The organism is Undibacterium sp. RuRC25W (genome assembly GCF_049339825.1).
Lineage (GTDB): Bacteria > Pseudomonadota > Gammaproteobacteria > Burkholderiales > Burkholderiaceae_D > Undibacterium.
Genome location: NZ_JBMPPD010000008.1, coordinates 47,493 through 70,253 on the forward strand (window position 1 = coordinate 47,493; position 22,761 = coordinate 70,253).

Consider the following 22,761-nt stretch of genomic DNA (forward strand, 5'->3'; position numbering starts at 1 on the left):
AAGGTTAATCTGCACCAATGAGGACTCTGACGTGGGCGGCGACGCTCCGCGCCAGCGGTGACATAACATAACCTCCTTCGAGGCAAGAAACAATCCGTCCATGTGCATGACGCTTTGCCACAGCGACAATTTGTTGTGTAACCCACGCAAAGTCCGATTCGATGAGGCCTAGGTTGCCCATGTCATCTTCTCTATGTCCATCGAAACCTGCTGAGATAAAAATCATTTCGGGTTTGAAATCCTCAAGTGCTGGTAGCCAATGCTGTTCGATGGCTAAACGAAACTCTTTTCCGCCGACTCTGGCCGGTAGCCCAATATTGATCATATTGGGCCCTTTGGGAATATCGCCTGAAAATGGGTAGATGTTTTTTTCGAAACTAGAACACATCAAGACTCGCGGATCGTTGCATAAAATATCCTCGCTGCCGTTACCGTGGTGGACATCGAAGTCAATCAGCGCAACCCGTTTCAATCCATAGATGTCTAATGCATGACGAATCGCAACAGCAACATTATTAAAAAAACAAAAACCACCTGCCGCATTGTGTTCGGCATGATGACCGGGTGGCCGGATATTACAAAAGGCAACTTTGGCGTTCTCGCTCAAGACAAGATCCGTCGCCATGACAGCAGCACCCGCCGCGCGTAAGGCTGCGCGATAGGTGTAGGGGTTCATTTGGGTATCAGGATCAACATGTACATAGCCCTCGCTCGGTGTCTGTAACGCTAGTCGATGAATATATGTTAAGTCATGTGCTCGTGCTAATTGCTCTTCAGTTGCCAGCGGCGCATCGAATGTCTCCATGAAATTGAGCAAACCAGTCACGAGTAACTGGTCCCGGACAGCGCCAATACGTTCGGGACATTCTGGATGTTGGGTGCCCATTTCGTGTTTTGTGCAGTCATCGTGAGAAATATAGGCTGGTAACATGGACATCCTTCAGAGTGGTGGCTGACAGGTGATTCTCTAATGATATGGTATTGCGAGGCGAATCAATGCCTTACGTCAATTGTTTCATTGTATAAGAGCAGAGCGGATTTTGATTGAAGCAGATCAAGGTTGTTGTGATCTGCGCGTGTGGTTTGCAACACGTTGTTGAGAAGTTTAACGTGTGTTGCTGCTAATAATCATTGATGTTGAAGCGGGTATGTAGCTATGTGGAGTAATGCTGCTAGGTTATGCAATGTTTTTGTCTGATTTTTTTAGGGAGAGTGGCAGCTTTATTTCAACCATCAAGCCACCATCTGGACGGTTGGTGGCTGTGATTGATCCGTGATGTGCCTCGATAATGCGACGGGTGATGGCTAGCCCTAGGCCGTGACCCGTGTTTTGATTTGTTTGTGTGCAGCGGAAAAAAGGCTCGAAGATAGTTTCCAGTTCTGCCTCGGGGATGCCTGGTCCGCGGTCGCACACGGTGACTTGCCAGCAGTGTGTCAGCGTGTCTTCTGCTGATGTGATGTTCACCGGATGGTTGTTCTTGCTATGTTTGAGCGCGTTCCGGATCACGTTCTCGAGTGCTCGGTGTAATAGTTCGGTGTCGCCAGTGACGACGCCATTACAATTGCCTATAAAAGTGATGGTTTGATCGGTGGCGTGGGCTTCGAAGCGTGCGTCTTCGATCACATCTGCCATTAATTCATCGATATCGACGATTTCTTCACGCGGGGTCTGCGCGCCAGCTTCGAGTTTGGACAGTGTCAGTAATTCTTCAACGAGCTTGTCCATGCGAGCGCATTCTTGTTCTATGCGCGTCAATGAAGTGTCAATTTTTTCTGGCTGTTGGCGCACCAAACCGATCGCGACCTGCAGTCGTGCAAGAGGTGAGCGTAATTCATGTGATACATCATGAAGTAGCCGCCTCTGCCCATCTAGTAAGATCTCTAAGCGTTTTACCATCGCATCAAAGTCGCGCCCAAGGTCATTGAGTTCATCTCGACGGGTACCCATGGTAGAGCTAAGATTGGTCGTCAGGTTGCCATTTGCCACTTCTTCAAACGCATTCCGTAGTTGGTTGATTGGTGTTGAAAAATACCATGCGAGTAATGCGGCAGAAAGCAGGCTGCAAAATATTGCTGAACCAATCGGAAGATAAGGACGGAAAAAATCGTTTGGGGGCGGCCCTGGATGTTGCCCTGCATGAGATGGGGACTCTCCTTGGAGATTGATTTCTCGCGGCAAAGGGGATGCATCGGCGTCGAATACAGCAGAAAATAAAAGATAATGCGCCCCTTCCTTTGAGATGACTTCCCGTGCTGTTGTTTCTTGATCTGACGTTGTTAGAAGGCGAGCCTGATGCAATACCTCGCTACTGATGTTGCGGTGAAGAATTTCTTTGTCATCATCACTAACGGCAAAAATAGGATGATGCGGTTCGCCGTCGCTGAGTAGTGTTTGTAGTGCTGCACTCCCGCCAAATTGTAGTGTGGCTGCTGCTGCTTTGATTCTGAAAGCGGCAGGGGGGCTTTGATCTAGTTGCGCAGATGTTGTGTGATGGCTGAAATGCTTGAGCCAGAGTGTGCCACCAATACCAAGAGTGGCGATGATCTGGACGAGAATCGTAAAGATAAAAATTTTCCAGAACAGACGACTCACGTGTTACTCCTTAATATATTGATAGCCAAGCCGGTATACGGTCTGGATGCACGAACGGCCATCGGCCAAGGTGCCTAGTTTTTGGCGCAGGCTACTGAGATGAACATCAATATTGCGATCGAATCTGTTGAGACTTCTGCCAAGTCCTTGTAAGGATAACTCTGCTTTGCTCACTGGTTGGCCAGCATGTCTTACCAGCACTTCGAGCAAATTAAACTCGGTGCTGGTCAGCTCTAGTGGCACATCGTCCCATGTTGCTAAGCGCCTTTCTGGCCAGATACTCAGCGAATTGACCACCATAGGAGAGTTGCTACTTGCTTCAGTGGTTGTGTTGCGGGTGCGGCGCAGAATGGCACGGATTCTGGCGGTTAATTCGCGTGGAGTACAGGGCTTAGGAACGTAATCATCAGCACCCAATTCGAGGCCGATGATTCTGTCAGTATCGTCGCCACGTGCCGTCAGTAGTAAAACTGGAAGCTGACTCTTGGTGCGGATACGACGCAATGTTTCAAGTCCGTTGAGACGCGGCATCATGACATCAAGTATGGCAATATCGTACGCACCACTTAAGGCTTCTCTGGTGCCGGACTCACCATCGTTGACACCTGTTACGCCAAAGCCTTCTTGTTCCAGATATTCTTTTAGCATTCCCAGTAATTCAGCATCGTCATCAATGAGAAGTATCTGATTCATTCGTTTGTTTGTTTCCATTGTTGGTCTGCATCAATCGTTCGTTGAAGTCTGTACTGAGGATGAATATAAGGTAGAGCTTAAACTTGGCCGCTACTGTAACAAGTTTTGGTGTTGCGATACATTGATCGATGGCATTTTTACTTAACTTTACCTTGGATTAACTGCAATTAACATGCCATTCGCTGACAATCTGTCTATACGGTTTGCTACAAGGTTTGAACATTAGCCCGTATTAACACCTTAATGATGAACGAATGGAGTAATAAATGAAATTAATCAATTTTTTCCTTACCAATGCCTTATTCGTTGTCGGTATTGCTGCTGGATTGCCAGCTGTTGCGCAAGTGAACGAGTCGTTCGAACATGGTCAGATGCCATGTGGGGTCAGTGGGCCAGGTGGTGTCGGTGCTCATCCCATGCCGCCGATCGGGATGGAGCATGGTCAACATGGTGGGCCAATGCGAATGGATGGTCCGCCACCAATGCATGATATGCCGATGCGAAATGTAGGTATGCCACCATTTTTTCATGACCTAAAACTCAGCGAAGCACAGGAAGATAAGATTTTTGCGATCAGGCATGCGAATGAGCCTGTTCTGCATGAACAACATAAGCTGGCTAAAAAAAGTGCTGATGCCATCCGCGACATGTCTGATGGCACAGCGCCGTATGATGAAGTCAAAATCAAAGCACTGGCCGACACGTATGCACGCGCAGTGGCACAAATCATGGTGGTGCATACCTCAACAGGGCATCAGTTATCTGCAGTGCTGACGCCTGAGCAGCGTGCGCAGGCTAAGGCAGCAATGGGTCAGCATGAAAAGTGTGCTGCCCCTAACTCGCCTATGCATTGATTGTTAGCTGTTCGAGTTAAAAAAGGCTGCCGATCTTAACGGATCTTTACCTGGATTTACATGGAGCGACGTCTAGTTTCGCGATGTTGTTCCGTTATCTACATAGGTGTCCAGATGTGCGAATCTGGTTTTAGGGTGGTGAATGTTGTCAATCTTGGCAATCGATAGGCAGGACTCAATTTGAATTAAGTTAAGTCGTGACCTAGTCGCTCATTCACCACTATTTACATAGTGAATTTCGTACAATCACTATCGAAAGGTGTGCGACATGGTTACGTCTGTTGGGTCGGTCAGTTCTTCCCCCTATTCATCGTCTTCTGGCAAGGCAAGTTCTGCTGCGCAGATAGCGTCACTTGAAGCGCAACTGGAGAAATATCAAAAAAAGTTAAAAGAACAAGAAGCACAATCGTCAGGAAGTTCATCAACTAGTGCGACCCAAACGCTGAATTCGCAGATCGCGACGATTGAGGCGCAGATAGCGCAATTGAATAATGCAAGCTCATCGTCTAACGCATCGTCCGGTTCTTCTTCAAGTAACTCCTCACATGGTTCGTCTGATTCATCCGTTGCTGGAGCGACGAATGGCGCTAGTTCTATATCGGCAGCTTCTGTATCAAGCACGAATGATGCGCAGAGTGTAACTAATACAACGATGACGAAGGCCCGTAATTCAATGTTGGGTAATGTGATTGACGTTACCGCGTGATGTTATTGTCAAGGTTGCTTTTTATTTCCTTGTTTGTACGGAATTTTTCTGCTTGGCCACATGAGGGTATTCTTTTGATAAGTTTTGTTGATAATTTAACCTAAATATTATCCACTGTTTTTGTGGATAACTTTAGTAAAAATGAGAGCCAGCATCACTCTCCACGCAGGTGTTAAAAAATAGGCAGGCGAGTAATATTTGAAATTAAATTGCTTTAAAGTAAATTTTTTACTCGCCTTATTTGCCTAGGTTGTATTCTTATTTCTTTAACGAGAAGAGTGGCGTAGCGTTACAACAAGCGACACACATGATTTACAGGTGCCTGGCGGCGTGTATGTTATGCTAGAGGACTTTGTAAAATTTTACTTTTATATTCATGCAAACTACAAGTAAGTCTATTCCGGTCACAGCAGCACAAGCGTTGTTGAAAACTTTAAAAGAATCGTTCCCGGTATTTTTGAATAGCGAACCTTTGTCTATCGGCATTGATAAGCAAATTATTGCCAAGATGCCAGACGTAGACCGGAAAGTGTTGCGCATGACGCTCTCTTACCACACGAAATCGTCGCGTTATCTGCAAAAGCTGGCGAAAGCGGAGACACGTTTCGACCTCGAAGGTGGTGCCACAGATCCACTCAATGATACACACCGCGCTTATGCAGTGACGATGCTCAAAGAGCGAGCGCAGAAAAATGCGGCACGGATCAAGGAGCAAGCAGCGTTTGAACGTCAAAAGAAGGCCGAGGCAGAAGAGGCTGAAAACGCGAAGAAGCGGGCAGAAAAATTGAATCAGCTGGCCATGAAATTTGCAAAATAAGATAGTGTCTTTTGATGCGTACTGATGCAAGTAAGCTCAGTTCTCTTCAGGTAGCACCTTCAGACGTTGCTTCTCACCGGATATCACGGTCATTGCATACAACCTGTATGCGTGAGGTTTCTGATCAAACACGCTGAAAAAACCGCAGCCTGATTTGCTGCGGTTTTTAAAAAGAAGCAATATCTTGCCAAAAGTTATTGCATGTGCCATCCATGGCTGACAGTGATGGATTGACCAGTTAGTGCGTTGGTGCCAAAAGCGGCCAAGAACAATGCAGTCTGTGCCACGTCTTGCACCGTCGTAAATTCACCATCAACGGTTTCTTTGAGCATGATGTTTTTGATGACGTCTGCTTCAGAGATGCCAAATTCTTTTGCTTGTTCAGGGATTTGCTTGTCCACGAGCGGTGTGCGAACAAAACCAGGACAAATGACATTGGAACGGATATTGTTTTTTGCACCTTCTTTGGCAACGACTTTTGCGAGTCCAATTAATCCATGCTTGGCTGCGACATACGGCGCTTTCAGTGGGGAAGCTTCGTGGGAGTGCACTGAGCCCATATAAATGACGGTGCCGCCTTTGCCGCTAGCGATCATTGCCCGCATGCAGGCCCGCGTCGTCAGGAATGCACCATCGAGGTGGATCGCGAGCATTTTTTTCCAATTATCCAAGCTCAGTTCGACGATAGGACTGATGATTTGGATGCCCGCGTTACTAATTAAAATATCAATAGTGCCATAAGCAGCAACGGCGTCAGCAACGCCCTTGTCAACCTGTGTCTCGTCAGTGACATTCATCGCAACCGCCATTGCGGTGCCGCCTGACTGTTCAATTTCTTTGGCTGTGGCTTGCGCAGCCTCCAATGCCATATCAGCAATAACAATCTTTGCGCCTTGTTTTGCATATTCAATCGCAATTTCTTTGCCAATGCCACTGGCTGCACCAGTGATCAGAGCGACTTTATCTTTGAGTAACATAAGCATTCCTTTACTTGGTTGGGACGAGGTAATCGTGTACAACCCTACCATAAGGCAGGGTCAGATCGGCTAAAATGTGGACTGCAGAAAGTATTTCCAAGACCGGTAATTGTGCTACCGGCGCTAGCGCGTGCGCATAGAGTTGTAAAGCACCAGGGCCACCCCATGCACCTTTGATCTCAATGTCTGTCAGATTGACTTGTACTAATTCGCAGATGCGCGGCGTACCATCAACATGTGGGATTACTTTGAGTAAGAAATTCGGCGCTTCCATCGATGCTTTGATAGCGGCGTGATCGAGTTGGGTATGTTTGAATCCCATAGTCCCCGTTGCTACTCTGGTATCGCTGTAATCGAGCGTGCCGATCAATGTGTCTTTATGCACTCGCAATTCAGGCTCGCCTAATTTCTTAGGAAAACCCCATATTTCACGTCCACCGGCGATTGGTGGATGGTCGTTGAGGTACATGCTATGAACATATGATCCATGTACACCATCAAGTGTGACTGGAATCACTTGACCTGATTCACAATAATGCCCAAAACCCGTTGAGTCAGGCATGTTAATGAACTCATATTTAACGATAGGCTCTGCGAGTTTTAGTGGTGCTGGGATAATTTTTTCCAGCAATTCTGGATCAGTGCGGTAGCTAATAATGAGATATTCGCGGTCAGTAAAACGATAGGGGCCCGGCGGAAATGCTGGGTTGTGGTAAGGCATGGCAAATGCGTTGGCACGAATTTCTTCTTCAGTCATGGTCACTCTACTCCTGTGGTAGTTCGTGAATGATGAGGCCGGCGTGGGGCGGCAATGGCTGTAACCAGGATTTATGCCGCAGCGCGCGCTTACAGTCGTGGACCCCCGATTCCCAGCGTGTCTGTATCGTACTTGCACTAAAATCGACGTCTTTAAAGTAGTGATCGCCTGGTAATGCTTTCATGATCAGATTGACGACATTGATGGTGTGATCACAACCGAGAGCGAGCAGAGGTGTTAAGGTTTTGTCGTTGCGTTTGGCTGCAGGTAGTTGTTCAGATAAAGTTCTGATCGCTCTTTGCAAATCGTGAATTTTTTGGTGTGCCAATAACTGCTCTCTGGAGCGACTTGCGTACTGGATGTTTTTGTAGCGCGCCATGGCTTCGGAGATTGATTCAGGTCTGGTCTCTGTAGGGTCCCAGAGGTCGATCATGAAACAAAGTGCGTCCTTCTTGTTTCCTTCTTCCAAGAAAATTTCTAGCGGCGAATTTGAATAGACACCACCATCCCAATACGCGTGACCATCAATTTCTACCGGCGGAAAGCCTGGTGGTAAGGCGCCGCTAGCCATAATGTGCTCGGGACGTATGACCTCTTTACTACTATCGAATACGGTACTTTGGCCGTTATCCAAATCGACAGCGCACACACTTAAGCGTACGTCGCCCTTATTGAGATAATCAAAATCGACATATTTCTCAAGTGTGTTTTTTAGCGGTGATGTGTCATAAAAACCAACCTGATTTAAGGGAACCTTGGCGTTGATATTGAGCGCAGCACCTGGTCGTGGTTTGAAAAAACCCTCAACACCATTGATCATGGTTCCCACGGTGTTCATCGTACTGCTGACGTCAACCCAAGGTGTAAAAGAGGGCCAGAAACTGGCCCGATGTGTGGCGTTAGGTGCCAAACTATTCCAAAAGGCGCGGAGTTGAGTTAGTCGTTTTTCTGGTGGATTGCCTGCAATCAGGGCGGCGTTGATCGCGCCGATCGAGGTGCCGATTACCCATTCAATGGGTGTGTGATGTTCATGCAATTCTTGGTAGACACCTGCCTGATAAGCGCCAAGAGCGCCGCCACCTTGCAAAATAAGAACTGTATTTTGATACGTCATGCTGTCCTTTCGGGGGAGTGCAGGATAGCTGTCTATCCAAAATTTTCGATCAAATCGAAGATAGATATTAACTGAAACTTGCAATTAATGTATGACTGTGGTGTGACTGTTTGCGGTAATCGTTGCCGCTTTTAACCGGTCAATATCGCTTCTATATTTTGTGCGACAAGATAAGGAGGCAAAAGAAACGCTGCGCAGATTTCAGTCATCAGTCTTTGATAATGATATGGCGCGACGTTGGTTAAATTTGGAATTTGCCTTGCACTCATTTATACATGTGTATAAACTCATTTTATGAAAGTTCAAAATACGTCAATAAGTACCCGTGACACGCTATTGCAAAGTGGTTTGGCGCTGGTTGCGTTAAAGGGTTTGCGCGGGCTCACGGTACGCGAGCTGGCAGCACATGCGCAAGTGAATTTAGGGAGTTTTGTTTATCACTTCCGGAATCGTGATGCGTTTCTGGCAGAGCTGGTCGAGATTTGGTATCAGCCGATTTATGACCAATTGCGCGAAACAAGCGAAGCCACCGGTGAGGCCTCTGCTTTAATTCGTCTGCAGGCGGCCCTAGGAAATCTGATCGACTTTGTCAGCGTAAATGCTGCGTTTATTAGTCATTTATTTGCAGACGCCTTTGCAGGTGAAGTTGCCGCCCAACAATTTTTGCTCAATTTGCCGTATCGCCATCCACAAATTATTTATCATTTGCTGCAAGACGCGCAGACTGAAAACAGTATTGTAGAAGGTTCTGTTCTGCATTTGATGATTTTTATCATGACGGCGGTGGGTATGCCCATGCTATTAGCTGGGGAAGTGATGCAAGGATGCACATGGTTACCAATGGATGTGCAAAAGATACGCGATTTGATGCGTGACCCAGCTGCCGCAAAACAACGATTAGCGTGGGCGCTGATCGGTATTCAACGTAGTAGTAATTCCAGGGTGACAAAGGATCTCTATGAATAAAAAATTAATAGGTGTTGTGGTCGTAGCGGGTGCAGCTGCTGTGGTGTATTTTGGTTTTTTTGCAAAAAATAAAACGGATAGCGACACCACTATTTATGGCAATGTCGATATTCGAGAGGCAACGCTGGGGTTTCGTACTGGTGGCCGCGTTGCGGAGGTTAAGGTAGATGAAGGCACGATTGTCAAAAAAGGCGATATCCTCGCTAGGTTAGATACAGAGCCACTAAACAATAATTTACAGAGCGCTACAGCCAATGTGGCTGCCTTGGTTGCGCGCAATACCATGATGCATCAGGGTTTTCGGCAGGAGGATATCGAGCAGGCAAAGGCCAAGGTGCTCGCTGCTGAGGCTGCTTTGGCGAATGCCGAAAAACAATTAACCAGACAAGCCGCCCTTGTAGCAGAGCAGGCAACCACTCAGCATTTGCTGGATGATGTCCGTTCAGCGCGCGATCAGGCAAGCGCACAGTTGAAGGCGACGCAACAGCAGGCGCTGGAGATGCAGCGCGGCTATCGCAAAGAAGAAATTGCTGAGTCGGATGCCTTATTGGCGCAGGCACGTGCGAGTCTTGCTAGCGCCCAACTGGCAGTTGCCGATGCCGTGCTGGTGGCGGTCAGTGACGGCATTGTGCTCACAAGAGCTATTGAGGCTGGCACGATGGTGCAAAGCGGCACCGTTGCATTCAATTTGTCGTTGACCAAGCCCGTCTGGGTACGGGCTTATGTCCCTGAGCCGCAGTTGGGCCGCTATCCTGCTGGGACGCACGTCACATTAGAAACGGACTCTCGTCCAGGGAAACCCTATCATGGGACAGTCGGATTTGTATCGCCTGCTGCTGAGTTCACGCCAAAATCAGTAGAAACAACAGACCTGCGCACGTCGCTGGTCTATCGTATTCGCGTCGTCGTAGAAGATGCTGACACGCAATTGCGGCAGGGGATGCCAGTCACCGTTAGGTCTGCACAATGACCGTGGTATCGTCCGCGCAGGCTGTGCCAGTTGCCCAATCAGACCGCGACGCCATCATGATTACTGATCTGGTGAAACGGTTTGAAGGGCAGCATGTGGATGCGATTGCACAAATTCATACCAACATTGCACGCGGTACGATCACTGGTCTGGTTGGGCCAGATGGCGCCGGTAAGACGACCTTTCTAAGGCTGCTGGCGGGACTTTTGCAGCCGACTTCCGGCAAGATCAATATCAATGGCCTCGATCCCTTCACGCAAAGTGATGAGTTGCATGAGCATGTCGGTTATATGCCCCAGAAATTTGGTCTTTATGAAGATTTGAGTGTGATTGAGAACCTGACGTTGTACGCTGATCTGCGTAATGTCACTGGCGCTGAACGTAACGAGAGCTTTACTAAATTGTTGGCATTCACTGATTTGAGTAAGTTTACTGATCGCCATGCGGGTAAATTGTCAGGCGGGATGAAGCAAAAACTAGGGCTTGCTTGTGCTTTGCTAGGGACGCCGCAAGTGCTGTTGCTTGACGAGCCAGGGGTGGGTGTTGATCCTATTTCACGGCGTGAATTATGGAAAATGGTGCGCGAGTTAGCCAAAGGGGGGATGACCGTTTTGTGGAGTACCGCCTATCTGGATGAAGCTGAGTTATGCGACGATGTGCGCCTGATGAGTAATGGCCAGATTCTGGCAAGTGGCGCACCGCAAACTTTAATGAATCAGATGCAGGGGCGATGTCTGCATGTTGCTGGTATCGCTGGTCACAGACGTGACGTGCTGCGCAGGGCTTTACGTTTGCCAGAAGTGATGGATGGCGTGATTCAAGGCCGTCATGTCAGAATTGTTCTGCGCGATAAAGAGAAGCGTCCCGACATGCTGTCGCTCGATGCGGGGCCGGACGCTGAATTGTTAGAAGTCGCACCGCGCCTTGAGGATGCATTCATCAGTGCGCTTGGCGGCGGTCCCGGTGGAGAGTCTGTTCTGGCTTCATTGATGCCAAACTTGTACCAATTGCACCCTGATCGTGGCGAGGCGGCTATCCCCGTCATTGAGTCTCGCGAGTTGACGAAACGCTTCGGTGATTTTGTTGCGACCTATCACGTCAGTTTTAAAGTGGCGCGCGGCGAGATTTTTGGGCTGCTCGGTCCAAACGGTGCGGGTAAATCGACGACGTTCAAGATGGAATGTGGGTTGTTAAAACCGACATCGGGTCAGGCGTTGGTCATGGGTAATAATTTAAAAGACAGTCCTTCTAAAGCGCGTCAGTTACTAGGTTATATGGCGCAAAAATTTTCGCTGTATGCGCAGTTATCCGTGCAGCAAAATCTGGAATTTTTTTCGGGTATTTATGGTTTGTCCGGGACGGTGCAAAAACAAAAAATAACGCAGATGGTAGAAGCATTTGCCTTGCAGCCTTATTTGGATAGCCCAACTGAAAAATTGCCGCTGGGTTTTAAGCAGCGTTTAGCACTCGCTTGCGCTGTGATGCACGAGCCACAAGTGCTTTTTCTGGATGAGCCAACGTCTGGGGTTGATCCGGTCACTCGTCGCGAATTCTGGACGCACATTAATAGTCTAGCTGATAAGGGGGTAACGATCATGGTGACGACCCATTTTATGGATGAGGCTGAATATTGTGATCGTATCGCTTTAATTTATCGTGGCAAGTTATTGGCGCTCGGAACACCAGATGATCTTAAGCGGAAAGTGGTGACACCTGAGCGTCCCAATCCGACGATGGAAGATGCGTTTATCGAATTAGTACTGGAGGCTGATCGATGAGCCGCTATTTTTTTAGTGCTATCTCAACGCGTCGTTTATTGGCATTGTGTCGCAAAGAGACCTACCAGATTGTACGTGACCCTAGCAGTATTCTTATCGCTTTTGTCATGCCGCTTATTTTGCTTTTTGTTTTTGGCTATGGCATTAATTTGGATGCCAATTATCTGCGCGTGGGTTTATTGGTGGAAGACTCGGGTACGGCAGCTTTACAGTTTGAACAAACGCTACGTGCCGGAAATGGCTTTCAGATTCATAGCGGCAATAGTCGTCAGGCATTGATGGCGGCGTTGGTGCGTGGTGAGATCCGAGGCATGATTGTCATTGGCAGCGATTTTTCTTCTAAAGTCCAACAAGGTCAGGGCGCGGCATCGATACAGGTGCTGGCAGATGGTTCTGAGCCAAATACGGCACAATTCGTTTCTGCCTATGTCAGCGGTGCATGGGCGAGATGGCAGCAAATGCTAGCGCAAAATCGTGGATTGCAGATGGGGACGACGATCGCCGTCGAGACGCGTACCTGGTTTAATCCGTCTAGCGTGAGTCGTAATTTTTTAGTGCCAGGTTCGATTGCGGTAGTGATGACGATTATTGGCGCATTGCTGACATCGCTGGTGGTGGCCCGCGAATGGGAGCGTGGAACGATGGAGGCACTGCTGGCAACGCCAGTGACTAAAACAGAACTACTGTTGTCCAAAATCATTCCGTACTACGTGCTTGGTATGGCTGCAATGCTGTTATGTCTGCTCGTTGCGGTGTTTGTTATGTCAGTGCCGTTTCGTGGGTCGTTGTTGGCACTGTTCGGCATTTCAAGTTTATTTTTGGCGTGTGCGCTGGGGCAGGGTTTATATCTGTCGACAGTGATGCGAAATCAGTTCAATGCAGCGCAGGCAGCGCTGACGATCGCTTTTTTGCCAGCAATGATGTTATCTGGATTTGTCTTTGAAATTTCTAGTATGCCACGCTATTTACAATGGCTGACGAGGATTATTCCGGCGCGCTATTTCGCGAATTCTTTGCAGACCCTATTTCAAACCGATCTGGTGACTTCAGCGTTGTATTTGAATGCCTTGTATCTGAGCTTGCTTGGCGTACTTTGGGTTGGTTTAACAGCAGTAAAAACCAAACGGACTTTGGATTAAATGATGATATATCGACTGATTAGGCTCATTCGTAAAGAGCTGCAGGCACTCCTAGGTAGTAAGCAAGGTCGTATGATGTTAATGATGCCAGTGATTCTGCAAACGGCGATTTTCCCTTTTGCGGCAACGCTGGAAGTAAAGAACGCCAGTCTGGCTATCTACAATCAGGATGACGGTAAAGCGGGGCGTGAGCTTGTGGAGCGTTTGTCGCATACCGCCGCTTTTACCCACATCATCATGGTGCACAGTCAGCTTGAGCTCAATCAGATTGTTGATGCCCAAAGTGCCTTGCTGGCGGTGATATTGCCGATGGATTTATCGCGCCAACTCAATGCACATCATCCAGCAAAGATACAGATGGTCGTCGATGGACGACGCTCCAATAGCGGGCAAATTGCCAGTGCTTATGCCTTGCAGGTGGTGAATGATTATGGTGTCGAGGTTGGTGCCAAGCCAGTTGCTAACATCGTCTTACGGAACTTATACAACCCAAATCTTGAGTACAAGTGGCATGTCTTGCCAAGTCTGGTGGCCATTATCACCACAATAGGATGCTTGATTGTGACTGCGTTATCAGTAGCACGTGAGCGCGAGGAGGGGACCTTTGATCAGCTTCTGGTGTCACCTTTAACACCTGCTTACATCATGGCTGGCAAGGCGATTCCTGGCGTGATGGTCGCATGTGTTCAGGGGAGTTTTATTGCTTCGGTAGCACACTGGGTCTATGGCGTGCCTTTTACTGGATCGCTGTTGTTGTTATTCGCTGGGATGATTGGTTACGGACTCGCTCTGGCAGGTGTGGGACTATTCATTTCCTCGATCTCTGAAACGCAGCAGCAGGCCTTTTTGGGTGTGTTCTGTTTTATGACGCCAGCCGTGATGTTATCCGGTTATGTGGCGCCGATTGAAAATATGCCCTTGGTTCTGCAATGGATTGCGCATCTCAATCCATTGACGTATTTCATTTTGATACTCAAGGGTGTGTTTTTGAAAGGGCTGGGTTTTGCTGGCGCATGGCCCTACATCTGGCCATTGCTACTTATCGCCTTTGGTAGTTTGACTTCTGCCTTGCATCTGTTCCGTCGTCACATAGCGTGATTGATCCTGATTGATCCTGATTGACCATTTTTTTTATTATTTGCTTCTTTAAATGAAACCAGCCATGAAACATAACTTATTACTTGTCAGTACAATAAGCATCTGCTTTACCTTTGCTGGTTGCAAAACGGTGGGGCCTGATTACGTCGTTCCTGCTAGCCGTTTGCCAGAAGCGTTTAGCGCGACGACAGCGGGTAATGACGCTGGGTCCGAGCAAATCAAAGAGTGGTGGAGGCATTTTGGAGATGCCGAACTGAGCGCACTGATTGCAGATGCCTTGACGCAAAATCCTGATGTTGCCATGGCAGATACTAGATTACGCCAGTCGCGGGCATTTCAGTCGATCCAGGATTCGGCGACAGCGCCAACTGTTAATGCGACGGGCAGAGTATCAAAAGATACGTTAAGTCAGAACGGTGAACAGTTTGCAAACGTGCCGCTAAAGCATCCACTGGTCGAGTTCACGAACCGTCAAATTGGCTTTGACGCATCATGGGAAATAGATTTGTGGGGACATCAACAACGCTTATCTGAGGCGGCGGGTGCGCGGACCCAAGCTAGTGTGGCCCGAATGCACGATGTGCAGCTGGTGCTAGTGGCTGAAGTAGCGCGAAATTATATTGAGTTCCGTGCTGCACAGCAGCGTTTGCAGTTCGCCATTGAGAATGGTCGGAATTACGATGAATCTCTACGCCTCACACAATTCGCCCGTCAGCATGGGGAGTTGAACCAGTTGGATGTTGAAAGAGTGCAGGCGCAAAAAAACAATTTTCAGGCAAGCTTACCAAATTTTCATCAGACGATGCGCCAGAATATCGTCGCGTTAAGTAATTTGACGACCTTATCACTGACTGAGCTTGAGCAGCGTTTAAGTCATACAAGCGATCTCTTGCCAGTGCCTCCGCCACCTGCTATTGGTATCCCAGCGGATTTGCTGGTGCATCGTCCCGATGTACAGGCCGCAGAGCGTGACTTGGCGGCGGCAAGTGCCGACGTTGGCGTGGCTGTGAGTGATCTTTATCCACGTTTCTCCCTCGGTGGCAATGCGGGCTGGTCATCTATTGGGTCTGATAACTTGCTCCAGAATGCCAGCCGTGGCTGGAGTATCGGGCCGCAATTCACGTTACCGATTCTGAATGGCCAGCGTTTGCAACATCAGATCAAAGCCAATCAAGCGGTATTCGATGGCGCATCTGCAAATTACAAGAAAGTCGTCTTGAATGCGGTCGGTGATGTTGAGCTTGCCTTGTCGCGGGTGGGGCGGAGTGAGGAAAGTCGGCAGCAATTATTAGCCGCCTTACATCTTCAGCAGCAGACACTGAATAGAATCCAGAGGCAATTAACGGTAGGTGAAGTCAGTCGACTTACTCTCATCGAAAACCGTAAGCTTGTTGCGTCACAGCAAGATCAAATTTTGCAAGCGCAAATGCAAAGCTTGAGTGGTTTGATTGCCCTCTATAAAGCACTTGGGGGCGGTTGGTATTGATGCGCGTATCTCTCCTAGAGCGAAACCTGCACCCATTGAAGGGGGGAGTGTTTATTGGTTTTCGGCAAGCTTTTCTCTGCCGTGTTATTCTGTAATTCTTAAATAGTCATTCGGTCGCTTTTTGCTGTTTTTTTTGACTTGCTGCATGCTTATGTATTTACTACTATGTATTTACTGCGATGTATGAGATGCAGACAAAACGCTGACGCCAATGATCGTAGCAATGTTATATCTCAATGCAGAATGACAAGATGGTCGCAAAGACGGTTCAATACTGTAATTGTATTTCGCTGCGCATCAGTGCTGCCTTCTTCGCATTGCATGTGATGCACGATTCTGTCTAGCTTATCAATCAAATAGTCATTCAATGGCAATAAATCGTAGCTAAATTCTTATTTGACAGTCTCCTGCAATACCGCAAAGATCGCCTGCTTTGTTTCATTGTGTGTATCGATGAGATGTTTCAATATGCTTCTGTAATAGAAATGATTCAAGATAGAAGTTATATTCGCGCTATGGTCTTGGTTTTACGTAATGTGAAGCGAGTGGAAAACGTTTTAATTTAGGAATTAACTATGAATTCTTTGTCCTTACGCCAAAAACTCATCGCAATCTGTGTGTCAACGATGATTCTCGGCATGATCGCCGTCGTTATTGCCAATTTTTATACCACCAAGTCGCGCATGTTGGAGTCTATGAATGCGCAAATGTCGCAGCTCTCGCAAAAGAGTGCGGCATCTATCGCCGATTGGGCCAAATCACAAAAGACGGTGGTTTCTTCGTTAAAGTTGGCCGTAGAGTCACCTGATCCCTTGCCTGCAGTCAAAGCGGCGCAAATGGCGGGGGGATTCGATTTGTCGTACATCGGCTATGCAGACAAGCACTTTGTTTTTTCGGAGGAGCGTAAGCGTGCTGCCGATTATGATCCGACTGCCCGCCCTTGGTACAAAAAAGCTTCGCAGATTGCTGGTCCCGTTTTGACTGCACCTTATACCAGTGCGAGTACAGGTAAATTATTGGTTACTTTTGCTGAAGCAGTCGGTATTAGTGGTCAAGCGAGTGCAGTTGTTGCCTCGGACGTATTGCTTGATTCAGTCATTAATAGTGTGAATGCGATTAAACCCACACCTGACAGCTTTTCATTTCTCGTTGATAAGAGTAAAGGAAATATCATTGCCCATCCGAACAAGGATTTGATATTAAAACCTTTGAAAGATATCGATGAGGGCTTGTCTGTTGATAGCTTGGAAGATATTGCCAAATCGGGTGGCGGTAAAGAAATGCGCCTCAATGGACGCGCTGGCTTGTTGTACATGACACCGATCGACGGCACTGATTGGATGTTAGTGATTGTGTTGGATAAAGCGCAGGCGACGCATGTGCTTGATGCGTTGTTAGTCTCCTCCGCAATTACGGCGATTGTGTTGTCGATTGCTGCTTTCGTTATTCTGACTTTCCTGATCACTCAGTCTCTCAAGCGTATGGAAACTGTCCGAGACGCGATGATTGATATTGCATCGGGTGACGGCGATCTCACGCGACGTTTGAATGAAGATGGACAAGATGAGTTGGCGCAAATTTCAAGTGCGTTTAATCGCTTCGTCGATAAAATCTCTTCTGTGTTATTCGAAATTCGTCACGCCAGTGAATCAGTCAAGGGTGCTTCTGGCGAAATCGCTGCTGGCAATGCTGATCTGTCATCGCGTACTGAAATGCAGGCGGGATCGTTGGAAGAAACATCAAGCACCATGGAAGAGCTAACGTCGACTGTTAAACATAATGCCGATAATGCGCGTCAGGCAAATCAAATGGCACTGGCTGCTTCTTCAGTCGCGTTATCTGGCGGTGAAGTCGTGGCACGCGTGGTGGAAACCATGGGCTCGATTAAAGATAGCTCACGGAAGATTGTTGATATTATCGGCGTCATTGACGGTATTGCGTTTCAAACCAATATTCTTGCGCTCAACGCTGCTGTTGAGGCGGCTCGCGCGGGTGAGCAGGGCCGTGGTTTTGCTGTCGTTGCTTCTGAAGTGCGTAATCTGGCGCAACGCTCTGCTGGTGCCGCAAAAGAAATCAAAGAGTTGATCGGTGATTCCGTTGCGAAAGTTGATGTAGGTAGCGCATTGGTGGACGATGCAGGTAAAAACATGGAAGAGATCGTTCAGGCGATTAAGCGCGTTGCCGATATCATCGCTGAAATTGCGTCTGCCAGTGAAGAGCAAAGTACTGGCATTGGTGAGGTGAACGGCGCCATTGCTGACATGGATGATATGACTCAGCAAAATGCAGCATTGGTTGAGCAGGCCGCTGCCGCAGCGCAAAGTTTGCAACAGCAAGCACAGAATTTAGCGAGTACTGTTGCTGTCTTTAAACTGGACTGACACCGTATTAAACAGATGGCCTTAAAAAACCCGCGAAAATCAGATTTCGCGGGTTTTTTATTTGGCTATGATTACTTTTCGCGCTTGTTAGCTTGCCTGTTTCCTAGGTTGGCGTAGTAAGAGGTAGCTCAAGATGCCGAGAATAATTCCCCAACACGCAGCGCCTAACCCCATTACGGTGATATTGGATGCCGTGACAATAAAAGTAATGAGTGCTGGTTCCCTTTCGGTAGGGTTTTCCATCGCGTTGCTCAGGCCATTTTGTATTGCGCCCAACAACGCTAGTCCAGCGATAGTCGTCACTAATGCGTGTGGTAGTAGTAAAAACAAGCTTTTGAGTGAGCCAGCAAAGCAGCCAATCAAGATATAAAAAATCCCACATGCGATACCTGCTATCCAGCGCTTCTGGATTTGATGATGCGCCTCTGGCCCAGTGCAAATGGCGGCGGTAATCGCAGCCAGATTGATGCCATGGGAGCCAAATGGTGCAAGTAAGAGGCTAGTGATGCTGGTAATACTAATTAATTGACTAACAGGTGCTTTTTCAAACCCTGCAGCGCGTAGGACGGCGATCCCTGGGACCTGTTGACCCGTCAGACATAACAGCGCCAAAGGTAACCCGAGACTGATGATGGCGTTGAATGAAAACTGCGGTGTAGTCCAGACAGGCGTGGTGAGTGCTAACGACCATAGTCTGGTTTCGTTGCCGAGATGGATGATAGGCGGGTTGCCCCATCCAAAAAGGATGCTGAGCAAGATGCCTGTTAGCAGTGTTAGTACAATCGCGTAACGCGTTGATCGACGCTTAAAAAGTAAGTAAGCGAGAAATAATGTCGCAGTCAGTATCGGCGCTCCTGAGACCTCGCTGCGTGCATTGGCAAAAATATCAACACCAAATCTGAATAAAATTCCTGCTAGCATCGCCGCGCATAAACTCTTTGGTATCGCTGACATGATCTTTTGAAATGCACCCGTTATACCGATAATGAAGGCCAGTGCCGCTGCGACGACGTAGGCGCCAATTGCCTCTTGGTAGGGAACCGTCATTAGTCCGGTCACAAGCAATGCTGCGCCGGGCGTATTCCAGGCGCAGATGACGGGGATCTTGTAACGATAGCTTAAACCGACGCCGCATAGTCCTGACCCAACCGAGACCGCCCATAGCCATGAACTACTCAATGCGTCACTCAGATGCGCCGCTTGTGCTGCTTGTAGCATGAGTAGCATGGGCCCAGCATAGGAAATTAAGACAGCAATCATCCCTGCCACAACTGCTGGGAAGTAGTCTTTGATGAGATAAGAAAAATGCGTACTTCTTACGTTCGCATCGACGGCGGGGGAGGGAGGTGTTTTCATAGCGACAGTATAGGTAACGGTGAATTGCTGTTTGCGCACAGCCGACCTGTAGTTTATGCTGTACAGATTCTACAAAAATGGATCTGTTATGCAGTACAGTTATCGTCAGCTTGCGGAGCAGGTGGCGCAGTCTATTCAAACGTCCCAATATCACATTGGAGAACGTCTGCCTTCTGTTCGGTCATTTGCAATGCTGCACGGTGTGAGTGTATCGACGGTGATTCGTTGCTACCGCTACCTTGAAGGTCAGGGATTGGTTGAGGCGCGTGCTAAGTCTGGGATATTTGTCTCGGATTGGAAAATGCGACAGTCGGGTCGTTCAGGGATGAATCTGCAGCGACATTCAAAACAACACTCACAGCAACAGCTACCGCAACGCGATCAGGATGAGCCAAGACCCGTTGCTTACGATAAGTTGCGTTCATTGCAGCACAGAATGTCGGAGCTGTATTCGCTTACTGAGCAGCCCTTGCATTGGGGTTTGCATCTCGCTAGTGCAGCGCCAGAGTGGTATCCGACCACGGAGTTGGCAAAAATTGCGCAACGCCTGCTCCGGCAACAGCCTGAAATGCTTGGTGCATATCCAACAGGTTCTGGCTTGCCCGCATTTAAGGACCAATTAGTGCAATGGCTGGCGACCTTGAGTGTTGATGTGCAGCCAGCGGATTTGTTGGTCACAAATGGTTCTACGGAGGCGTTGAGTATTGCCTTGCGTGCCGTAGCGCAGGCGGGGGATGCCATTGTTGTTGAGTCGCCAGTGTATTTTGGGTTGCTGCAAGTAATCGAAAATTTGGGTATGCGCGCCATTGCCGTGCCGTGCACTGAGGATCAGGGAATGAGTATCGAAGCCTTAGAATATGTCCTTGACCATCAGTCTGGCATCAAAGCAATTGTGGTCATGCCGAATTTTCAGAATCCGCTGGGATGCTGTATGCCGGAGAAAAATAAAAAACGCTTATTGCGTCTTGCCGAGCAATTTGATGTTGGCATTATTGAAGATGATGTGTTTGCCGATGTCTCCCCTTTTTCTTCACGCATAGAACGTCCACAACCTTTAAAGGCGTGGGACAAGCATGGGAGAGTGATTTATTGTGGTTCATGTAGTAAAAGCATGGCGCCTGCATTTAGAATCGGTTGGGTAGCGGGTGGTCGGTTCCATGCGAGGGTCGCTGCGCTCAAGCTGAGTCATTCCTTGGTCACGCCATTGTTTGAGCAGGCGGTGCTGGCAGAGTTTATGCAAAGTGGTGCAATGCATAGCCATTTGAGAAAGTTGCGTGAACGCCTGACGTCAAATGTTCCCTTAGCAGTCAACGCTGTTAAAACGTATTTTCCGTTAGGGACGCAGCTCATCAGTGGTGCGGGTGGTTGGTGGTTGTGGCTGGCGTTGCCTGAACAGGTGGATACGTTGATCTTGTTGCGTCGCTCAGTTGCTCTTGGTTTGTCATTTACGCCGGGCGTATTATTTTCGAATGCGGACAAATTCTCACATTATTTACGTCTGAATATTGCCCGACCTTGGGGGCGAGACATGGAGCGAGGCTTGAAATTGCTGGGTGAGCTCACGTATGAATTGCTGTAGAGGACGTAAGAGGTAATGCGATAAATAGGGTTCAGCCCTTAGCCGATTCCGAATAAGAATGCCCCAAAATTTGTCCTTTCAGAATTAATTTTCATTTTGCTCTAGAATTGCCCTCAATCTTCATTCAGAGAGGACATTCTGGCACTATTTGCTAGTCATTGATGCCCTCTGCAGGAAGTTCATAGATATGGGAAGTCACATTCCCCGAATTGAGGTCAGTAATGTCAGTATCACCAAACCATTCTCATGCCACAGAGTCAACGTCTGTTGCGCAGTCAGCACCATTGCCCATGTCAAATGGCGCGCACCACAGCATGCCAATGATTCGCACCTGGATGACTTTCTTGCTTGCAGTTTCCTGCGGTTTGATTGTCGCTAACCTTTATTACGCGCAGCCATTAGTTGGTCCGATTAGTCAGGCGCTTGGTCTTGACCCTAAAGCGTCTGGGTTAATTGTGACACTCACGCAAATTGGTTACGGTATCGGATTGCTTTTAATCGTGCCGCTGGGTGACTTAATTGAAAATCGCAAGTTAATTCTTGGAACGATGGTCATAGGTACCGTAGCGCTGGTCTCTGCAGCGACGGCGAGCACGCCGTTACTTTTCTTGGCTTCCGCTTTTTGTATTGGTGTTGGCTCCGTTGCGGTACAAATCTTGGTGCCGCTGGCGGCGCATATGGCACCTGAGGCGATTCGCGGGCGAGTCGTCGGTAACGTCATGAGTGGGTTGATGATGGGTATCATGCTGGCCCGTCCGGTGGCTGGTTTCATTACGCAGATATCGTCGTGGCACGTGGTGTTTTATGTCTCTACCGTGATCATGGTCTTGTTAGCGCTCGTCTTGTCGCGTGCCTTACCACAACGAGTTCCAGTTGCCAGGTTGCACTATGTTGATTTGCTAAAATCAATGTGGCACCTAGCACTTCACACGCCGCCATTACGCCGTCGGGCGATTTATCATGCATGCCTGTTTGCTTCGTTTAGCATGTTCTGGACGACAACGCCATTGTTACTGGCGGGGCCAGAATTCCATCTTTCGCAGGCAAGCATTGCTTTATTTGCGTTGGCGGGTGTTGCTGGTGCTGTTGCTTCACCGATTGCGGGACGTCTCGCAGACAAGGGCTGGACGCGTCCCGCTACGTGCGTGGCGATGCTGTGTGTGGCGGTGGCTTTTTTGATGACGCATATTGCTCCTTATGGTTCGCCGTGGGCGCTGGGGCTGCTAGTCGTTGCCGCGATCGTGCTCGATTTTGGCGTATCAGGGAATCTTACCTTGGGACAGCGGACTATCTTTGCACTGGGGGCTGAACATCGTTCACGCTTGAACGGTATTTATATGGCGACGTTTTTCATGGGGGGCGCGGTCGGCTCAGCGGTAGGTGCTTGGGCGTATGCCTATGGTGGCTGGTGGTTGGCGTCGTGTTTTGGGTTTTCATTGCCCATCATCGCGCTGATCTATTTTGCAACCGAGTAGGTTGGCCATAGCAGTATCTTCC

Annotated in this window: 19 protein-coding genes; 12 read left to right on the top strand and 7 right to left on the bottom strand. The window is 48.4% G+C overall.

Annotated elements, in window-relative coordinates; all coding sequences use genetic code 11:
• Positions 1–4: 4 nt before the first annotated feature.
• The 3 genes from ACO0KV_RS05765 to ACO0KV_RS05775 all read right to left on the bottom strand — a co-directional run bounded on the left by ACO0KV_RS05765 (position 5) and on the right by ACO0KV_RS05775 (position 3,286).
• Positions 5–931 (bottom strand): histone deacetylase family protein, encoded by a 927-nt coding sequence (locus tag ACO0KV_RS05765; protein WP_423040800.1) that lies wholly within the window; start codon positions 929–931, stop codon positions 5–7.
• A gap of 246 nt (positions 932–1,177) precedes the next feature.
• Complete coding sequence (locus ACO0KV_RS05770) at positions 1,178–2,593, bottom strand: ATP-binding protein (protein WP_423040802.1); 1,416 nt, start codon at positions 2,591–2,593, stop codon at positions 1,178–1,180.
• A gap of 3 nt (positions 2,594–2,596) precedes the next feature.
• A complete protein-coding gene (locus ACO0KV_RS05775) occupies positions 2,597–3,286 on the bottom strand; it encodes a response regulator (RefSeq protein WP_423040804.1) in 690 nt (229 codons plus the stop codon).
• Positions 3,287–3,552: 266 nt separating this feature from the next.
• Between ACO0KV_RS05775 and ACO0KV_RS05780 the strand changes: the two genes are divergently transcribed.
• The 3 genes from ACO0KV_RS05780 to ACO0KV_RS05790 all read left to right on the top strand — a co-directional run bounded on the left by ACO0KV_RS05780 (position 3,553) and on the right by ACO0KV_RS05790 (position 5,663).
• Positions 3,553–4,140: a Spy/CpxP family protein refolding chaperone gene (locus ACO0KV_RS05780; RefSeq protein WP_423040806.1), complete on the top strand. Its 588-nt coding sequence runs from the start codon at positions 3,553–3,555 to the stop codon at positions 4,138–4,140.
• 268 nt (positions 4,141–4,408) lie between these two features.
• Positions 4,409–4,846, top strand: a complete 438-nt coding sequence (locus ACO0KV_RS05785) for a hypothetical protein (RefSeq protein ID WP_423040808.1) — start codon at positions 4,409–4,411, stop codon at positions 4,844–4,846.
• A 376-nt stretch (positions 4,847–5,222) separates the two neighbouring features.
• Positions 5,223–5,663, top strand: a complete 441-nt coding sequence (locus ACO0KV_RS05790; protein ID WP_423040810.1) for a ProQ/FINO family protein — start codon at positions 5,223–5,225, stop codon at positions 5,661–5,663.
• A gap of 194 nt (positions 5,664–5,857) precedes the next feature.
• Here ACO0KV_RS05790 and ACO0KV_RS05795 read toward each other — a convergent pair whose 3' ends face one another.
• The 3 genes from ACO0KV_RS05795 to ACO0KV_RS05805 are packed head-to-tail and all read right to left on the bottom strand — an operon-like array spanning position 5,858 to position 8,511.
• On the bottom strand, positions 5,858–6,640 hold the full coding sequence (locus ACO0KV_RS05795; RefSeq protein WP_423040812.1) for a 3-hydroxybutyrate dehydrogenase: 783 nt from the start codon (positions 6,638–6,640) through the stop codon (positions 5,858–5,860).
• Positions 6,641–6,650: 10 nt separating this feature from the next.
• On the bottom strand, positions 6,651–7,397 hold the full coding sequence (locus ACO0KV_RS05800) for an acetoacetate decarboxylase (protein ID WP_423040814.1): 747 nt from the start codon (positions 7,395–7,397) through the stop codon (positions 6,651–6,653).
• A 7-nt stretch (positions 7,398–7,404) separates the two neighbouring features.
• Positions 7,405–8,511: a patatin-like phospholipase family protein gene (locus tag ACO0KV_RS05805; RefSeq protein ID WP_423040816.1), complete on the bottom strand. Its 1,107-nt coding sequence runs from the start codon at positions 8,509–8,511 to the stop codon at positions 7,405–7,407.
• 294 nt (positions 8,512–8,805) lie between these two features.
• Here ACO0KV_RS05805 and ACO0KV_RS05810 point away from each other — a divergent pair, with 294 nt between their 5' ends.
• The 7 genes from ACO0KV_RS05810 (at position 8,806) to ACO0KV_RS05840 (ending at position 18,329) form a co-directional block, all read left to right on the top strand.
• Positions 8,806–9,477, top strand: coding sequence for a TetR/AcrR family transcriptional regulator (locus ACO0KV_RS05810; RefSeq protein WP_423040818.1), 672 nt, complete (start codon positions 8,806–8,808; stop codon positions 9,475–9,477).
• Positions 9,470–10,447, top strand: a complete 978-nt coding sequence (gene hlyD, locus ACO0KV_RS05815; protein WP_423040820.1) for a secretion protein HlyD — start codon at positions 9,470–9,472, stop codon at positions 10,445–10,447. The genes ACO0KV_RS05810 and hlyD overlap by 8 nt, the downstream gene beginning before the upstream one ends.
• On the top strand, positions 10,444–12,225 hold the full coding sequence (locus ACO0KV_RS05820) for an ATP-binding cassette domain-containing protein (RefSeq protein ID WP_423040822.1): 1,782 nt from the start codon (positions 10,444–10,446) through the stop codon (positions 12,223–12,225). Before hlyD ends, ACO0KV_RS05820 begins: the two co-directional genes overlap by 4 nt.
• Positions 12,222–13,364: an ABC transporter permease gene (locus ACO0KV_RS05825; RefSeq protein WP_423040824.1), complete on the top strand. Its 1,143-nt coding sequence runs from the start codon at positions 12,222–12,224 to the stop codon at positions 13,362–13,364. Before ACO0KV_RS05820 ends, ACO0KV_RS05825 begins: the two co-directional genes overlap by 4 nt.
• A complete protein-coding gene (locus ACO0KV_RS05830) occupies positions 13,365–14,462 on the top strand; it encodes an ABC transporter permease (protein WP_423040826.1) in 1,098 nt (365 codons plus the stop codon).
• A 64-nt stretch (positions 14,463–14,526) separates the two neighbouring features.
• Complete coding sequence (locus ACO0KV_RS05835; protein ID WP_423040828.1) at positions 14,527–15,948, top strand: efflux transporter outer membrane subunit; 1,422 nt, start codon at positions 14,527–14,529, stop codon at positions 15,946–15,948.
• Between the two features lie 575 nt (positions 15,949–16,523).
• Positions 16,524–18,329 (top strand): methyl-accepting chemotaxis protein, encoded by a 1,806-nt coding sequence (locus ACO0KV_RS05840; protein WP_423040830.1) that lies wholly within the window; start codon positions 16,524–16,526, stop codon positions 18,327–18,329.
• Between the two features lie 87 nt (positions 18,330–18,416).
• On the opposite strand, the gene ACO0KV_RS05845 is transcribed toward ACO0KV_RS05840, so the two are convergent.
• Positions 18,417–19,685 carry a benzoate/H(+) symporter BenE family transporter gene (locus ACO0KV_RS05845; protein ID WP_423040832.1) on the bottom strand — a complete coding sequence of 423 codons (1,269 nt, stop codon included), beginning with the start codon at positions 19,683–19,685 and terminating at the stop codon, positions 18,417–18,419.
• 88 nt (positions 19,686–19,773) lie between these two features.
• Between ACO0KV_RS05845 and ACO0KV_RS05850 the strand changes: the two genes are divergently transcribed.
• Positions 19,774–21,264 (top strand): PLP-dependent aminotransferase family protein, encoded by a 1,491-nt coding sequence (locus tag ACO0KV_RS05850; protein WP_423040834.1) that lies wholly within the window; start codon positions 19,774–19,776, stop codon positions 21,262–21,264.
• 290 nt (positions 21,265–21,554) lie between these two features.
• Positions 21,555–22,739 carry an MFS transporter gene (locus ACO0KV_RS05855; RefSeq protein ID WP_423040912.1) on the top strand — a complete coding sequence of 395 codons (1,185 nt, stop codon included), beginning with the start codon at positions 21,555–21,557 and terminating at the stop codon, positions 22,737–22,739.
• The last annotated feature ends 22 nt before the right edge of the window (positions 22,740–22,761 follow it).